At 35.5% G+C, this 16732-nt stretch carries 16 protein-coding genes; 11 read left to right on the top strand and 5 right to left on the bottom strand.

What is annotated here, in order from left to right:
• Positions 1-108 precede the first annotated feature (108 nt).
• Positions 109-660 carry a hypothetical protein gene (locus tag ACTB0X_RS01200; protein ID WP_463023146.1) on the bottom strand — a complete coding sequence of 184 codons (552 nt, stop codon included), beginning with the start codon at positions 658-660 and terminating at the stop codon, positions 109-111.
• Positions 661-800: 140 nt separating this feature from the next.
• Here ACTB0X_RS01200 and ACTB0X_RS01195 point away from each other — a divergent pair, with 140 nt between their 5' ends.
• On the top strand, positions 801-2435 hold the full coding sequence (locus ACTB0X_RS01195; protein ID WP_463023145.1) for an ABC-F family ATP-binding cassette domain-containing protein: 1635 nt from the start codon (positions 801-803) through the stop codon (positions 2433-2435).
• A 432-nt stretch (positions 2436-2867) separates the two neighbouring features.
• The gene (locus ACTB0X_RS01190; protein ID WP_463023144.1) at positions 2868-4433 is read left to right on the top strand and encodes a CotH kinase family protein; all 1566 of its coding nucleotides are present in this window, start codon (positions 2868-2870) and stop codon (positions 4431-4433) included.
• Positions 4434-4480: 47 nt separating this feature from the next.
• On the opposite strand, the gene ACTB0X_RS01185 is transcribed toward ACTB0X_RS01190, so the two are convergent.
• A complete protein-coding gene (locus ACTB0X_RS01185) occupies positions 4481-5275 on the bottom strand; it encodes a hypothetical protein (RefSeq protein ID WP_463023143.1) in 795 nt (264 codons plus the stop codon).
• A 258-nt stretch (positions 5276-5533) separates the two neighbouring features.
• Here ACTB0X_RS01185 and ACTB0X_RS01180 point away from each other — a divergent pair, with 258 nt between their 5' ends.
• From ACTB0X_RS01180 to ACTB0X_RS01145, 8 genes are all read left to right on the top strand, one after another.
• Positions 5534-7006, top strand: a complete 1473-nt coding sequence (locus tag ACTB0X_RS01180; RefSeq protein ID WP_463023142.1) for a ferritin-like domain-containing protein — start codon at positions 5534-5536, stop codon at positions 7004-7006.
• Positions 7007-7069: 63 nt separating this feature from the next.
• Positions 7070-7978: an MNIO family bufferin maturase gene (gene bufB / locus ACTB0X_RS01175; RefSeq protein ID WP_463023141.1), complete on the top strand. Its 909-nt coding sequence runs from the start codon at positions 7070-7072 to the stop codon at positions 7976-7978.
• Entirely contained in the window at positions 7978-8727 is a 750-nt protein-coding gene (locus ACTB0X_RS01170) for an HvfC/BufC family peptide modification chaperone (protein ID WP_463023140.1), read from the top strand. Before bufB ends, ACTB0X_RS01170 begins: the two co-directional genes overlap by 1 nt.
• 142 nt (positions 8728-8869) lie before the next feature.
• Positions 8870-9664 (top strand): hypothetical protein, encoded by a 795-nt coding sequence (locus ACTB0X_RS01165; RefSeq protein ID WP_463023139.1) that lies wholly within the window; start codon positions 8870-8872, stop codon positions 9662-9664.
• A 284-nt stretch (positions 9665-9948) separates the two neighbouring features.
• The gene (locus ACTB0X_RS01160) at positions 9949-10506 is read left to right on the top strand and encodes an RNA polymerase sigma factor (RefSeq protein WP_463023138.1); all 558 of its coding nucleotides are present in this window, start codon (positions 9949-9951) and stop codon (positions 10504-10506) included.
• Positions 10493-11119 (top strand): hypothetical protein, encoded by a 627-nt coding sequence (locus ACTB0X_RS01155; RefSeq protein WP_463023137.1) that lies wholly within the window; start codon positions 10493-10495, stop codon positions 11117-11119. The genes ACTB0X_RS01160 and ACTB0X_RS01155 overlap by 14 nt, the downstream gene beginning before the upstream one ends.
• Positions 11120-11134: 15 nt before the next feature.
• Positions 11135-12088: a hypothetical protein gene (locus tag ACTB0X_RS01150; RefSeq protein ID WP_463023136.1), complete on the top strand. Its 954-nt coding sequence runs from the start codon at positions 11135-11137 to the stop codon at positions 12086-12088.
• A gap of 43 nt (positions 12089-12131) precedes the next feature.
• The gene (locus tag ACTB0X_RS01145; protein ID WP_463023135.1) at positions 12132-13106 is read left to right on the top strand and encodes an oxidoreductase family protein; all 975 of its coding nucleotides are present in this window, start codon (positions 12132-12134) and stop codon (positions 13104-13106) included.
• Positions 13107-13108: 2 nt separating this feature from the next.
• Here ACTB0X_RS01145 and ACTB0X_RS01140 read toward each other — a convergent pair whose 3' ends face one another.
• The 3 genes from ACTB0X_RS01140 to ACTB0X_RS01130 all read right to left on the bottom strand — a co-directional run bounded on the left by ACTB0X_RS01140 (position 13109) and on the right by ACTB0X_RS01130 (position 15631).
• Entirely contained in the window at positions 13109-14122 is a 1014-nt protein-coding gene (locus ACTB0X_RS01140) for an alpha/beta fold hydrolase (protein ID WP_463023134.1), read from the bottom strand.
• Positions 14115-14675 carry a hypothetical protein gene (locus ACTB0X_RS01135; RefSeq protein WP_463023133.1) on the bottom strand — a complete coding sequence of 187 codons (561 nt, stop codon included), beginning with the start codon at positions 14673-14675 and terminating at the stop codon, positions 14115-14117. Before ACTB0X_RS01135 ends, ACTB0X_RS01140 begins: the two co-directional genes overlap by 8 nt.
• 107 nt (positions 14676-14782) lie before the next feature.
• On the bottom strand, positions 14783-15631 hold the full coding sequence (locus tag ACTB0X_RS01130; protein WP_463023132.1) for a LytR/AlgR family response regulator transcription factor: 849 nt from the start codon (positions 15629-15631) through the stop codon (positions 14783-14785).
• 216 nt (positions 15632-15847) lie between these two features.
• On the opposite strand from ACTB0X_RS01130, the gene ACTB0X_RS01125 reads away from it, so the two are divergent.
• The gene (locus tag ACTB0X_RS01125; protein ID WP_463023131.1) at positions 15848-16330 is read left to right on the top strand and encodes a pyridoxamine 5'-phosphate oxidase family protein; all 483 of its coding nucleotides are present in this window, start codon (positions 15848-15850) and stop codon (positions 16328-16330) included.
• Positions 16331-16732 lie beyond the last annotated feature (402 nt).

The following is a 16732-nucleotide window of genomic DNA, read 5'->3' as shown; positions in this document are numbered from 1 at the left end:
ATTTCTTTTTGTAAATCGTTGATTAGATTTAGTTAATGTTAGAACATAGCTCCGCCAGTGCTATTAAATGAGCAATAGCAGAATTGTATTTATATTCTTGAAATTAAATTAGTTGAATTGTGGTGGAGGGGAAGGTGGAGTGAAAAAAGGCGTGATAACTCCTTCGGAAAATTGTGCAAAGTTATTATTGGTTTTACCAAACAATTGACATTGAAAATGGGTCCAATTTTCGGCAAACAATGATTTCACGAAGGTCTTTAGCTGTTGTTTTTGATTTTTAAACGGCACATCATGACCGAGGGCATAATTGGTCAAATGAATGAGTTGCTTGTTCAGATGGGTTTCTTTCTCATCTTTCCAGCACCAATATTGAGTCAAACCTCCATTTTCATTCACTTCAATGATGTCGTACATCACACCTTTGTATTCGAATTCCTTGGAATGCTTCCATTTCAATTCGTTTTCGATTTCAACTTTGGTGAAGTTAAACTCTACCAAATCGTCTTTACTCGCTTTGGTTTTCATCATGTGCTTCACTTCTCTGCGAACCGCATTTCTTCGGTATACAAAATAGAATCCACCACCAATTAATGGCGCTAGCAAAGCCAACACCAAACCAATCAGGATGCTGTTTCTATTATTTCTACTGTATGCGATCAATAATGAAGATTTGAATCACAAACGTAAATAAAATTGGTTTACGGTGGTGTTTGGTTGGGTTAAAATTGAAGAAGTTGAATTTAATAAAGGCATCACATCTCCTCTTATTTTGATAATTTCGCGTCCTCAAATATGTACCTATGATTTCAGTTGACGGACTAGCAGTAGAATTTAGCGGAGAAACCTTGTTTAGTGATGTTTCTTTTGTGGTGAATGAAAACGATAAAATCGCCTTAATGGGTAAAAATGGTGCTGGGAAGTCCACCATGATGAAAATTATAGCCGGCGCACAGAAAGCAACCAGAGGGAAAGTAAATGCACCAAAGGATGCTGTCATCGCTTATTTACCGCAACATTTGTTGACTGATGATGACTGCACCGTATTTGAAGAAGCGGCCAAAGCGTTCAAAGAGATTTTCTCCATGCGGGATGAGATTGAATCCATCAACAAACAATTGGAAACAAGAACTGATTATGAATCTGCTGAATATTCTGGTTTAATTGATCGCGTAAGTGATTTAGGAGAAAAGTTTTACGCCATCGAAGAAATTAATTACGATGGTGAGATTGAAAAGGCATTGAAAGGATTAGGTTTCAAACGGGAAGACTTTCACCGCCAAACGAGTGAGTTTAGTGGAGGATGGAGAATGCGAATAGAATTAGCGAAAATTCTATTGCAGAAGCCTGATTTAATCCTGTTAGATGAGCCAACTAACCACATTGATATTGAGTCTGTTTTATGGTTAGAACATTTCTTGGTTCACAAAGCAAAAGCGGTAATAGTCATTTCTCACGATAGAACCTTTATCGACAACATTACGAACAGAACCATTGAAGTGACTATGGGTCGAATCTACGACTACAAAGCGAATTACAGTCATTACTTGCAGTTGAGAGAAGATCGCAGAGTGCATCAGCAAAAAGCATACGACGAGCAACAAAAGACCATTGCAGACATTAAGGGATTTATTGAACGATTTAGAGGGACTTATTCTAAAACGAATCAGGTGAATTCACGAGAACGAATGTTGGAAAAGATGGAAATTATAGAAGTGGACGAAATTGATACTTCAGCGCTTCGTTTGCGATTTCCTGCAGCTCCTCGCTCAGGAGACTACCCGGTGAGTGCTTCTGATTTATCGAAGCAATATGATGATCACGTTGTATTTAAGGATGCTAGCTTTTCTGTGAGCCGAGGAGAAAAGGTTTCATTTGTTGGCCGAAATGGTGAAGGAAAATCTACCATGATTAAAGCCATTTTGGGAGAGATAGAAGTAGAAGGAAAATGTGTTTTAGGACACAATGTAAAGGTGGGTTATTTTGCACAAAATCAAGCGGCTTTATTGGATCCAGATTTGACTGTTTTTCAAACAGTAGACGAAGTAGCAAAAGGAGAAATTAGAACACAAATTAAATCTATTTTAGGTGGATTCATGTTTAGTGGCGACGATATCGACAAGAAAGTGAGTATGTTGTCAGGAGGGGAGCGCACCCGATTAGCAATGGTTAAATTACTATTGGATCCAGTTAACTTATTGATTCTCGATGAGCCAACTAACCATTTAGATCTGAAATCAAAAGATGTGTTGAAAGAAGCTCTAAAGGCATTTGATGGTACCTTGATTCTAGTTTCTCACGATCGAGACTTTTTACAAGGGCTATCTGAAAAGGTGTTTGAGTTTAAAAATCAGCGTGTAATTGAACACTTTGAAACCATTGATGCTTTCTTGGAACGCAACCGTATTGATAGCATTAAGGCGTTGGATTTGAATTAAACTAGACCGCTTTCGCTGTGAGAGGTTAGAAGCTAGAATAGAGACACTATTGGCTAGAAGAGTGACATTGTGTTTCTATTTTGCATTTGAAAATTTAATACTTTGTGAACTTTGTGGTTAGAGAATGGAAGCAAGAAGTTAGATCTTAGAAGCTAGAATAGAGAGGCTATAATTCTGAGAATAGACTTTTTTTTACTTCAGTTCTATATTGGATTACCTCTTCTTTGATAAGTCCTTTTAGTTATAAGTAGAGACTTGCATTCTGCAGACTTGGTTGGTATTCGTTTAATCAAGGCGATTATTATTACTTTAAAATTGAGAGTATTCACTCATTTTTTATAGTTGGGAGGTGAAGTATATTTGTTGATATCAATTTATATTCTAATTTTTAGATTGATACTTTAACCTATTTCTGAATCAAACACTAAGAAAATGAAGAATATTCATCAACGATTTTTAAAGTCAAACATCCTACCCTTAGCATTCTGCTTAAGTTTTATAACTAGCTTACCTACCAAAGCAGATACTCTTACTCAATACATTAATCCTGTTGTAGCTATTGTTGCTTCAGGCCAAAACTTACAGGATTCATCTTGTTCAGTACAACTGTATTATTTTAATACCCAGGGAAATAATACAGTTGTATTGGATACACTTAAAAGTGGTAAAAATGGAATTTTGGCTAAGATGCATGTTAGAGGCCGGTCTACTAGGGAGGTAAGTAAACAGCAGTTCGAAGTTGAATTGAATTCGACAGATAAAAAGGAGTTGAAACCGAATCACTTTATGGATATGAAGCACGGTGGGAGTCATTGGGTTTTTAATGATGCTGGAGCTTTTGATTTGACGTTGATGAGAAATTCGTTGGCATTTTATACTCAGCAAGAAATGGGGCAGTGGGCTCCAAGAAACAAATATTTTGAATTGTTTATTATTGAAGCTCCTGCAACTGCCATAATAAATGATTCCACATTTTTTAAAAGTCAGTTATTAAAGGTAATCGCGAATCCTGAAAAGTATTACAATGGGGTCTATCTTTTGATGGAAAAAATTAAAGCTGAAAAACATCGCATTGACATAAAAAAGTATGATTTATCTAAAGGACATACCGACTTCATTCTTCAATTAAACCCAGCAGAAAGTAAGTACAAGCAGTTTTCAAACGTTGTATTAACGTCTCAGGTAGAGTTATATGAGCCTAAGGTAGATGGGTTAGCAAAAAGTAAAAATACAGGTGGGTGGGACAGTATAAATAACTGGTACGCTAATAAATGGGTTTCTAACCATAGTTCTATTTATAATACTTATGCTTCTGTCCCTAGTTGTCCGAAGTTGAAGGCCACAAATGGCATTTATATTCCTTGTCCTAATGATTCATTGGACAAAGTGCCAGCAATGAAAGCTGCATTTCAAAATATGCGTTCAACTACAGATTACAATTCATTCGCCATTTACTTTTTATTAAATGAATTAGCCAGAGATCCTGATGGATATCATCGCAGTACATTTATGTATCAAAAAAACAAGAAAATGTATGCAGGGCCATTGTGGGACAAGAATAAATCCTTCGGGAATACGAATGCAGGTGGCAATGAAACGGGTAAAGGTTGTTGTGCAGATACTTCAACAACGTATTACTATTATGATACCACTGGTTGGACCTACTGTATGAATGAACTTGGTCAATCTCCAGTCTGGTGGGAAAGTTTATTGCTAGATACATCCTTTTGCCGAGTTGTTCAGAATACTTGGAATGTGAACAGAACTACAAACGGAATCCTAGTCTACGAAAACCTTATCAAAAAAATAACTAGTGATTCTAGCTACCTTACTAAAACGGGTGCAGTACATAGAAATGCAAATAAATGGTATCCTGAAGCTTATAATTTTGCTTCTGAAGTAGAAATTATAGAAACATATTTGAAAGCGCGCTTAGAATGGATGAATCAAAATTTAAATAAACTTTTAAAAGATCGATCAGGCTTTACAAGTAATTAATAAAGAGAAGTTAAATTCGAGTGTATTATGGATGATTTAATCGAAGATTATTTGGTCCATAATATCCTTACTCCAAGTCCATTCTGAATGCCATATTCTTGAAAACCTATTTTTAGGTTAATCTCTGTGTAAGTCAAGTTGTAATAAAGATCAGCTAAAATCTGATCATTTAAATGGAACTTGTATCCTATACCTGTTCCACCACCATAGCCAATTCCACCAACGCGTTGTGATGGAAGGTTGTAATTGTAATGAAAGAGCTCATATTGTTGATTGTTCACTACGAAATAATTGCTTTTTAATTCCACATCTGTTGCATTTCCAAACAATGAAAGGTAGGCAGTTGATTTACCATTAGTGTAAAAGTTGTACTGCATACCCAAGTTAACACTGATGCGATTCTCTTTCCCAAAAATAGGAATGGCTTCATATGTTGGTCCTACTCGCTGATTCTTTGGATCATCTATAGAAACTGTAAACGCTTGCTCAAACCTTAATTGAACGGTGTTAAAATCTAAAAATAGAGAGAATCGTTTTCCTAGTCGATACCCTGCATGTAATCCAATTTCAAACGCCGTTTTGTAGGATGGATCTGTAGGGTATTCTTCAATTGAATAAGGGTATTGGAAATAATTTTCGAATGTTTGTTTGAAATCTCTGCGATTTAGAACAGATTGAATTCCGAATGGCGTAGCACTTGGAGTTCCTGAATACATTCCTGCTGTATTGTTGTTCGGGAAGTATGCCCCAAAGTTAATTCCTATAAAAAAACGAGAAGTATCCTCTTGTTGATCCATATAGTTGTAGGCACCATCATTTTGAGCATTTATGTTATTAATCATGAAAAGAAAGGAGCAAAGCGTGAAAAGGAGTCTAGTTGATTTCATAGTCAAGGGGAAAATTTTTAAAGTCAATTCCCAAAAATAAGGAAAGTGAACTGAATTCTAGAAATAGATAAGACATATAGAATGGTGGAAAACTTAATAGCTGTGGATAACTTAAAATTCAATTATGCGAGTTTCCCCGTATTGTATTGGTTCACCTTTTAAGATATTTTTATCACTTATTAATCGGATTCAAATTTTAAACCTAAACTAAAAATGACAAACAAAACACCTTCTGTAGGTCAACCATGGACGCAAGAGAATCTTGCTAAAACCTTAAATACAGCAATTGCCGTTGAAATATTTACAATTCCTGTGTATTTAAGTGCCGCTAGTTCAATAAAAATTGAGAATAGGAATGATAAAGTAATTAGCGCAACAATTTCAGGTGCTACGAAAGATAAACCAGCAGATACTGAGTTATTTTCTGCTTACGATGTTATTATGTCGGTAGCAATTCAAGAAATGTATCACTTAACATTGGCTTGCAATATTTCAAATGCTCTAGGGGTTCGACCTGACATTACTGCGCCTGATTTAAGCAAGCCACCATCCTGTCTAAAAGGCATCAAAGGGATGGCTGTAAATGGTAATTTGAGTCAATTAATAGATACAATGTTGGCTATAGAAGTTCCTGATCCTAATTATCCTTACAATGAAGATCCAGCAAACCCTGTGACTACCACTGGTCCTAAATTATATCATGATAGTTATGAGTCTATTGGTGATTTATACCATGCTTTAGCGTATGGAGTGAAGGCCATGTGGAACGAAATGTATTCAAAAGAGAATGATGCTTATCAGAAGATGAATTTTCAAGGTATGTATGGAGATGTTAAACAATCTATACAAACCTTAGAAGACGCTTACAATGCGATGGCATGTATCGTTGAAGAGGGAGAAGGCAATGGTGCCGAAGGATTTATGCCTGATTCTTATGTTCCAGAAAAAGGGCAAGAGTATCAAGAGTTGGATGACATCAGCCATTGGGAACGATTCAATGATATCAATACCTATCTAAAAACCAACACCATTCCTCAATATCAAGTTGGACCACCAGATGTAATGCATCCTGCTCAATTGGAACTAACTGAGGTTTACTCTAAGGTGATCAACCAAATGAATGCTGATTTTAAATCTACTGATGTTTTGGATTTAAGAGGGATGTCACAAACTGGAACGCTTGCTACTTCAGTATGGCAAAGTGGTCAAACTCCAGCTTGGAATTATGTGAGTTCACCAACTCCATGGCCTGCGGGTCCGGCAGAGAAGCACGTTTGTCAAGGATTAAATATGTGTGCAGGAAAAGGATATAACAATTCTGGAAGTGGTCCAGGTGATGGTGACTGTGCTACAGTAGAACAAGCATGTAGCTCTTCTAACCAATGCGCAGGACAAGGAGGTTGTGGATACGCAGCTGCGGGAACTATTCCTACACCTGGGCAGAATAATTGTGCTGGTAAAGGTGGTTGTCAATCTCCAATTTCACCTTGTCAAATGTACCCACAAGCAACAAAGAATTATGGTGGTCAGTCAGTTTGGTCGGTTGCTAGAACGCTTTTTGAAGCACAAGCTACTGCAGCAGGAAAAACAGTATTGCCAAATAATAACAAAACAATGGCTAGGAGGTATGAACCTGAACTAACTCCATCAACCGGTGTGGTTTGTCCATTACCGACAACAAAATAAAAACTTAATTCAGTTACAAACGATGCAAGATTTTCTTGCATCGTTTTTCTTTTACTTTGCCAAATGATTAAAAATACAAACTTCCCTTACTTGGGATTTGGATTAGGGCTTAGAAGTCAGCATTTTCAATACATCTTGAAGGAAAATCCTGAGATTGATTGGTTTGAAATTATCTCTGAGAATTTTATAGATTCCAACGGTTTTCCACGGTATGTGATTCATCAAATTGCAGAGCGATATCCTGTTGTGATGCATGGAGTTTCCATGTCTATCGGAAGTACAGATCCCATTAATTTCGACTATTTAAAGAAATTGAAAGTCATGGAAAAGGAAATCAACGCCCAATGGATTTCCGATCATTTGTGTTGGACTGGAGTTTTGGGAAAAAATACCCATGACTTATTGCCATTGCCTTTGAATGAAGAAACGTTAAAGCATGTCGTTGAACGTATAAAAGTAGTCAGTGATTACTTGGAACGCCCCTTGGTTCTAGAAAACCCAAGTTCTTATTTACAATTTAAAACGGATACGTTTACTGAGTGGGATTTCATTCGTGAAATGGCCAATCAATCCGACTGTCGATTATTATTGGATTTAAACAATGTTTATGTGTCCTCTTTCAATCATCAATTTGATCCATTTGAATATGTAAAAGCATTGCCATTGGACAAAGTGGTACAATTTCATTTAGCTGGACATTTAAATAAGGGTACACACATTATTGATACGCACGACAATCATGTGGTTCAAAATGTTTGGGAGTTGTATCAAAAAACAATTGAATTAACTGGCCCTGTATCTACTTTGTTGGAATGGGATTCCAATATCCCTGCCTTTCCTGAATTGAAAAAGGAAGTATTGAAAGCAAAGGAGATTTTTGAAAATGGAAAACTTCCTGAAGAAGTGCTGCTTTCAAATGCCACAGAAACAGTCTCCAATGCATTGTCAACCGCACCAGCTATTTGGGAATAATGAGTGATTTAAAACAAATTCAAGAATGGATGGTGGGCGTGATTACTCATCCAAATGGTGCTATAAAAGGTGCAGAAGAAACTGCTATCAACGATCAATATTGGAGTATTCAGTCTGTAGTTTCTCCTTCGAATACATTAACAAGTGAACAACGAATTGGAATTTATCACAACGGATATTTTGCAAGGCTATTCGAATGTTTTAAAGTAGAATACCGAGGGTTATTAAATGCATTGGGTGAAGAGTTATTTCAACACTTCGCTTGGAATTTCCTGTTGAAACATCCATCTACAAGCTATACATTAAATGATTTAGGAAAGCTATTTCCAGCTTACTTGGAATCTACTTTATTGGAAGATGAGGGCACTCCCGAATCATGGCAATTGTTCATCCTTGATGTGGCCAAATTCGAACGAACCTTTACTGAGGTATACAATGGAGAAGGGCATGAGGAAATCATAAATAAACAGCCAAACAGTCCACTTCAAATCTCTCCATCAATTGTGACGTTGGACTTGAAATTTCCTGTGGCGGAATGTATCGGCAACTTTCGAGAAGATACTTTTACAGAGTTTCCGGAACCGAAAGTAAGTCATTATGTATTTGCTCGTCAGAGTTATATGGTAAAAGTTTATCGATTGGAAGACATAGAGTTTCAAGCCTTGTTGAATTGGAAAAGTGGGGAGTTGGGTTCTTGTCCTGAAATGTATGCTCAGAAGTGGAAGGCGATTGGGGTTGGGTATTTATAATTTTAGTGTAGGACTCTGTTAATCGAAAAGGGTATCAATCAATTTACTAAACTAATATTTTTTCAGAAGTGTAGTAGAAAACTTATTATAAATCAAAAAAATAGATTATTTTTCATCTAACATTCAATTAAATACTCTCAAAATGAACCGATTTATTGTATTCTTATTTATTTCACTGCTTCTTATTTCATGTTCTAAGGAAGATGTTATTTGTGAATTCACCACTCTAGAACTTTGTAATCCAACAATTAATAAAATAGTCGTTTATAATATTGCGACAGGTTCAACTTACGATACGTTATTTCCAGGAGAATGCAAAACTTCCATTCATGGAAATTTAGAATCTAAAGGTAGTAGAGTTGTAAATTATAATACGCCTAAGGAAAATATAAATATTGAACTAATTTCATGTAATCTAAAAATAAATGCGCCTGGAGATTATTTCGATTTTGATCACTGCTTTAATAAGTATTTTAATCCTGAGGAAGGTGAGTTAGATACGGATTGTGGTGGCGATTGTAAACCCTGTGAAAAAAAAGTACTATCCTGTGAATCTAATTTTAATAATTCCTTGAAATGGAGTAACAAAAATAAAACTTTGAAGCAGATTGCTACATTTTTCGGAGATAAAATTGACAATAAAGAGATCATTGTTTTCAGATTTAGTTCAGGTGAAGAATTAATGTTAGCGTTACCAAGTTTTCATTTAGGAATTCCGACTAAAAGTGAGCGACTTTTAATTGGAAAACAAGCATACCATGCAGAAGCCTGGTATGTTGATCAATTCGGTAACAATTTTGTTGAAGCTATCAAGGGTCAATCAATTTATTTTGAAGTAAATGATGTTGGTAAGAAGTATATCAAATTTTGTGATGTCAATTTTGATTATGATAATGGTGCTGTTATTAGTGGCTCAGCAAAATTGGAAGTTGATTAGAAATTCTTAACATCTAGAGATCTTCTATTAACCCTATTTTTGAAAAATGTAAAACCTTCAGTACCCCAAAAAAAACTATCGACCAAAGGTAACTGAACTGACATATTGAAATACGAGGCGATAGGTGTAGCGAATTAATAATTGATGTTTAGAGCTATAAGTAGTTACCTATTGGTATAATAAAGGCTCGTTTTCATTACCTTAATTAAGGTTTCCTGGAATATTTTAACTCCCAGACAACCAATTTAGAACTTCCTAGGTTATACATTCGAAAGCCAATCCAATTGAAAGAATTGATCTTAAACGAAGAAATACTCATTAAACATTGCATTGATAATAATCGACATGCGCAAGAAACCTTGTACAGCAATTATTACAAGGAATTGTACCTTATTTCGATGCGTTATTTGAGTGATCATCACGAAGCTGAAGATGCTATAATACTAACTTTTACTAAGGTTTTTAAAAATCTTAAATCCTTTTCCTACCAAGGTAAAGGAAGTCTGGGAAAGTGGATTCGAACAATATTAATTAATGAATCAATTAGATTGTTAAACAAACGAAGTCAATTGGATTTTGATTCAGAACCTTTTGAAATTCAAAATAACTCACCAAATAGTTTGGAGCAAATGCAAGCTTCAGACATCTTAAAAATGATAGAACAATTACCGACTGGGTATAGAACCATTTTTAGCTTGTATGTGATTGAAGGCTATTCTCACAAGGAAATTGCTGCTCTTTTAAAAATTAGCGAAAACACTTCAAAAACTCAATTGAAAAAAGCTAGAACAAGTCTAATGAATACGATCAATAACGATAAAGCGACTTATGGAACCAACTGATTTTGATAACCTATTAAGGAATAAGCTAAACGAGGAGAGTGATTTGTATTCGAAGGAAATCGAACATTCAAAATCGTTTGTATGGACAGCTGTGCAACAAAACCTAAATTCAGAGAAAGGTCTAATTCGATGGCAATATCAGGCTGCAGCGGTAATCTTGTTGTTAGTGAGCTCTGTTAGTATTATCTATTTTATGAATGAGCAACACCAAAGAGAAATGAATCAGTTGGCGAATAGCATTAATGCTATGCAATCAAACTATTTAATTCAATCTAAGCAGTTGGAGCAAAAAGACGAGCAACTGAGTTGTTTTCAATCTGACATTCAATTACTACAGCAGTTTCAGAATAAAGTTTTAAGTGAGGACTATTTTGTTGAAAAAACACAGTATGTATATCAGACTGATACCGTATTTATTGAAGAAATTAAATACATCGCGGAGCAAACAATCAAAGAAAGTAATGAGGATTCAATAGAACAGGTTGTTCCACTAGAAAGTAGAAGTCAAATTGATCCAAATTCGAAAATTTATCCGGTTTATAAAACTTCTAAACCGTCTAATAATGAGTCAGAAACTATAAAAGTGAAATTAAATTCTATTGCTTCTAATTAATCTAAAACGATACACATGAAAAAAGTACAAATCATTCTTGGTTTCTTACTACTACCTTTTTTTGGTTTTAGTCAAATGATACCTGATTCGGTGACAATAATTATTGACAATAGAGTAGAAGTAATTATTGAGTTTGAAGATTATAGTAAGTTGCAAGAAAATAAGGACTTGGAGATACTCATAACTAACTTTCAATCGAAAATCCCTCAATTTGTAGATCAGTTAAAATTAGATGAATCAGAGGTGGTTATCTATTTTTCTGATAGTTTACTTTCCATAGAAAAAGGGAATCCCAAACAGATTTTCTTAATGGATCAATCAAAATTAATAAATACTGGTGTTCGGGATAAAGCGCAATTGATGTACAAAGGGTTAAATGTGACACTCTCAACAAATGACTTAAGTATACTTTCTGAGTTTGAAATTATGGAATGTACAAAGCGAGTAATAGATTCTTTGCCTGAAAAATCAAAAATGTCGAAGTCCTTTTTCTTTCAATGTATTGATGGGAATGTAACACAAATAGTAGAAAAAAACAGAACAAACTCTGATGGGGATGAGATCGGCTTGTATATGGGAACTGGAGTGAGTCTCCTTAAGAACACTAGTTTGGTTGATATTAGTTTCTCAGCAGATGTTATCTTTTTAAAGAAAGGAATCATTAAAAACAACGCTTATTTTTCAGCTAATTTGATGTATGATTTCACTAGTCCTAGTGAGATGAACATCAATACATTTATAAACGTAGGTTACCGATTCAATTTCGCAAAAAAAGGACTAAGAGAAGATCTTTTTGGAGTAGAATTTGGCTATTTAGTCTCGAGGCAAGGTGATTTATTTGATGAAAACACATTCAGACTAAGTTTTAATAAGTCGATTTACAAAAAGATCATTTTTAGTCCTCAATTATATATGGAAGATGGATTTAGAAAATTCTATCCGGGTATTCGAATCGGTCTAGCATTTTAAAGAAAGGATGCGATATTTTTTCCAATAGCCCTATTTTTGAATCGTGATAAATCCTTCAGAAATAACCGAACTAATCGATCAGCTAAATAGTGAGAATAAGCCAAAATCGACCGTTATACAATCGTTGTGGAGTGGATATGGAGAAATAACCCGTGTTCAATTAAAGAATGAGGATATTCAATCTGTTATCATCAAGAACATCAATTTTCAATCGAATAGAAACCATCCTCGTGGGTGGAACACGGATCGATCGCATCAACGAAAAGTAAAATCGTATGAAGTAGAAGTGGAGTGGTATAAAAACTGGGCTTCTCGATGCGATGCTTCTTGCCCGGTTCCAAAATGCTACGCCTCTCAATCTACAGATGATAAACACTTGATCATTCTAGAAGACTTGAATGCTTCAGGCTATCCAGTTCGAAAGTCTAATTTGAAAGTTGAGGAAGCCAAAGTAGTGTTGAGTTGGTTGGCCAATTTTCATGCGCTTTTTCTTAATGAATCTCCTAAAGGTTTGTGGGAAGAAGGAACCTATTGGCATTTAGCCACGCGCCCAGATGAATTAGAAGCCATGGCGGAGAGTGGTTTAAAGAACAAGGCGATCCAACTGGATCAAATCCTTCGAAATTGCACCTATAAAACCATCGTTCATGGAGATGCTAAAGTGGCTAACTTTTGTTTTTCGAATGACATGAAAAAAGTCGCAGCAGTAGATTTTCAATATGTCGGTGGCGGTTGTGGAATGAAAGACGTGGTTTACTTTATAGGCAGTTGCTTGACTGAATCTGAATGTGAGAATTACGAAGATGAATTATTGGATTTCTATTTTGAAACTTTGAAAGCTGCATTGAAACGATCCGAAAAAAAGATCGATATCAATTCACTCGAGCAAGAGTGGAGAAGTCTATTTTCAATCGCTTGGGCCGATTTTACGCGTTTTTTATTGGGTTGGATGCCGTCACATCAAAAACTAAATAGCTATAGTGAGAAGATGGTAAAAGAAGCCATAGGACTCATCTAACCTTAATACAGATGGATAAAGTCTATGACTGCTTTGGCGAATGCTTTGGGCTGTTCATAATTTGGTGAGTGTGCTGAAATATCAAATATTTTGATGTATTTATCCTTTTCAGGAGTACCTAATTTAAGATAAGTGTCTTGGCCAATTTCTAATGGAAACACCTTATCGTGTTTTCCCCAGCAAAGTAAAGTCGGAATGGTAATTTTTCCCAACTGATCTTGTAAATCAAGTCCTTTGTCTAGAAATGAAAAATTGTATGGCGCAAAAAAATAGGCAGTTGATATGGGAGAATGAAATAATAAATCAGTGAAAGGAACTTGGAGGGAATCGCTTTCTGGATTATAATCGTATCCATTTGCTTTTCCCACAAAGGAGTAATGTGCATCTTCATTAATTCCAATAAACGGATGATCTTCATACCATTTAAGCGCAAACTGCCAATACGCCTTTTCCGTGTTTGTGTTGATTTGTTGTGTCGCATAATCCATCATGATGCTTCTTGAAAGGGAATTTGCAGTGGTCCAGCTATGCCCTCCATCAATTTCTATCCAAGCTTTTATGTTCGATTGATGATTCAGGAGGTAATTCGTTCCTAGTGCTCCTCCCCATGAATGCCCCATTAAGTAGAGGTCAGGAGAATGATACTTGAATTTGATAAGCGAGATGAGTTGATCTAAGTCATCAGTGAACTGTTGGATGGTGGCATCTTTCATGGACGGGTTTCCTTGACTCATTCCACACATGCGCTGATCCCAATAGACGATGGCAAATTCTTGCTCTATTTCTTGATGAGAAGGAAATATAGTGTAATACTGTGAAGACCCTCCATCAGGGCCACCATGTAGCATAATGATAAACTTATTTGAGGCAGTGTTCCCCTTTACCCAAACAGGCATAACAGCCCCTTTGCTTTCCAGATAGAAGAAGTCGCCATCTTCCAATAAATTCTCTTTTTGACAACTTAATAGTAACATAATCGGAAGAAGTAATCCGCAGATCCATTTGATTTTATTCATTGCCATATAAATTAAATATTAAACCGGTATTCAATGCAAAATGAGTTAAGAAGTAACCATTGAAAGGAGCCTTCCAAAATAGTTCAGGACGAACATATATAGCAATTCGTTTATTCGGGAAAAGATAACCACCTCCAATTGCTACAGAAGGCATCAGTTTCGGGTTTCCACGCTTCTTTTTTTCTACCACCGCTCCGTTTGGAAGCACCTCATATAATTCTCCACCATGCGAAAATTGATGTAAATACCCAACTCCTAGAAAGTTTTCAATAAAAACCCCTTTAGTGAGCTGAACGCGTTGTCCCCATTGCCCCCTTAAAAAAATAGAAGTATTGTTTCGTTGATGGATATAATATCCAGCATTTGCCGATACAATCATTTTGTATTTTGAATCTGCAAAGTAGTGCTTTTCCAATCCAACGTTTACTCCTTTGTGAGTAATGGTTTCTCCAAAATAACCAACAGAAATGGCAGTTTCTTTTTTTAAATTATTCTCTTGTCCATAAAGTGTGGGCACAAGAAATAGAAGAAGATATAAAATAGTATTTCGCATAAAACAGTCCTTGAATTTAAAATCAATTGGACCGCAAAATTATTCTGTTAATTCTTTAGAATCCGTTATATCCAATGGCATTAATGTGAAACGGACAAAATTTAAGCTCAAGCGGACAGTTGTTTTTGAAGCATCCATTCTTGAAATTTGCTGGCATTGTTTTTTGAAACAAATACCTCCACTTTTGGGGTGGGCTGAAGCAACACTTTTAGCTTTCTAGACTCCAATCGCTCAAAAGAAAGGATGGCTTTGCGGTTGACAATGGCTTTTCTATTTATTCGAATAAATTGCAATGCATCTAGTTCTTGCTCAATTTTCTCTAGCGTAGAACCATACAAGTATTGATTCCCATCTGCATGAACTAAGAATACATTTTTTTCATAAATAATGAAATAGGCAACCTCCTTGGCAGTAATGGCTTTTGATGTTGCGCCATGATCAACTAAAAAAATCGATTCTTTTTGAGTTGTTATTGATTCCAATTGCTCTTTTTGAAGGATTAAATTCTGCTCCAAAAACTTCTTTTGCGAAGTGTTTAATAAATTGATGTAAATTAAATTGATCACTGCACAAAAAGTCAAGATTAACGGAAGTTCTAGATAAAAAATAGAAGATTCGCTCAATGGAATATGCAATAAGAATACCAGGTAAAGCGACTCCAAGAGAATAATTGTAGCCGTTGGAATTAGGATGCCAAATACAAAAAGTTTTAGAAAGTCTAGCGGAATCCATTGGGCTGCTGAGAATCGGACTCTAAAAATCCATTTGATATAATAAGCTGTGGCATAAGTAAGGGCGAATGCCAATAAAATGTCAGTGTAATAGGAGGGCATTTTAAGTAATGCGGTGAAGTCGTTTTCATTCCCAATATGAACCACCAAAAGCGCAATGATCGGACAGATTAAGAAAAAAATCCAATTGTCCTTTATTGATATTGATTGCTGCGTATTGCTCATTTGAGGTCAAAATTAATACTTCCGATTAAAGTTCCCTTTCTGAATGAAGAAAAATGAGGAAAGTAGCCTTAAATAATTGTCACAATTTAAAGAGTTCCACAGTTGTCACCGCATTTCCACACCATCATTGAAAAACTGGTTGGTTTACGCCTTGAAATAGAGGGAATGCCTCATTGGAACAATCCTTGCGTCTTTATTGTCAAAACAATAAATATTATGGAAACGAAATACAATAAATTACTGAACTTAATTGATGATCAACGAATGGCCATGCTAACTACCCAGCAGAATGATGGCAACTTAAAATCCCGTCCAATGGGTTTAAGTGAAGTTAATGAAGATGGAACCATGTGGTTTTTCACTAATGAGAATAGCTGTAAAGCGAATGAAATTGAAGAACATCCCAAAGTGAACATCAGTATTACAGATACTAAAAAACAAATCTACGTGACCATTTCAGGAATGGCGAGTATACATACCGATGAACAAAAGATGAAAGAATTGATGAATCCAATGGTCAAAGCTTGGTTCCCGAAAGGAATTGACGATCCGAGTATTTCACTCATCAAAGTAGAGATGGATAAAGCAGCTTATTGGACCAATGAAGAAAATAAGGTGACCCAATTATTCGAATTGGGGAAAGCATGGGCGACCAATGAACAACCAAAATTGGGAGAACACGAAACAATTTCTGTGTAACATTCTAAAACAATTTAAAAGTGAGAGGCAATTGCAAAAGCAGTTGCCTTTTTTTGTTGATTATTAAACCAATAGGTCTAGATTGTTGGATAAGAGGGTTTAGATATAAAGCGCCAATTTTATTTGTTACCTTTCTATACTTTAAAAGCTAGTTTAGAACTCCATTTATATGCAATACCATTTAATAAGTAATCAATACCACTTAGTAAGTATTAATTATTCATTTCATTTAGAATAAAAACTTTATTAATTTTCAATATTGACTAAACCTAACCTTCTCTGACTTTAATATTTTGAATTTACCCCAATTAGCAGTACTGTCCAAGTTGTTGATAAGTTTAATATTATGCTCTGAATCCTTATTGGCCCAAAAAGCAAATACTTCAACTTTATCTATTGAAC

It is taken from the genome of Acidiluteibacter sp., assembly GCF_055129545.1.
The sequence above is the reverse complement of the archived record's forward strand: the minus strand, read 5'-3'. Positions and strand labels throughout refer to the sequence as shown.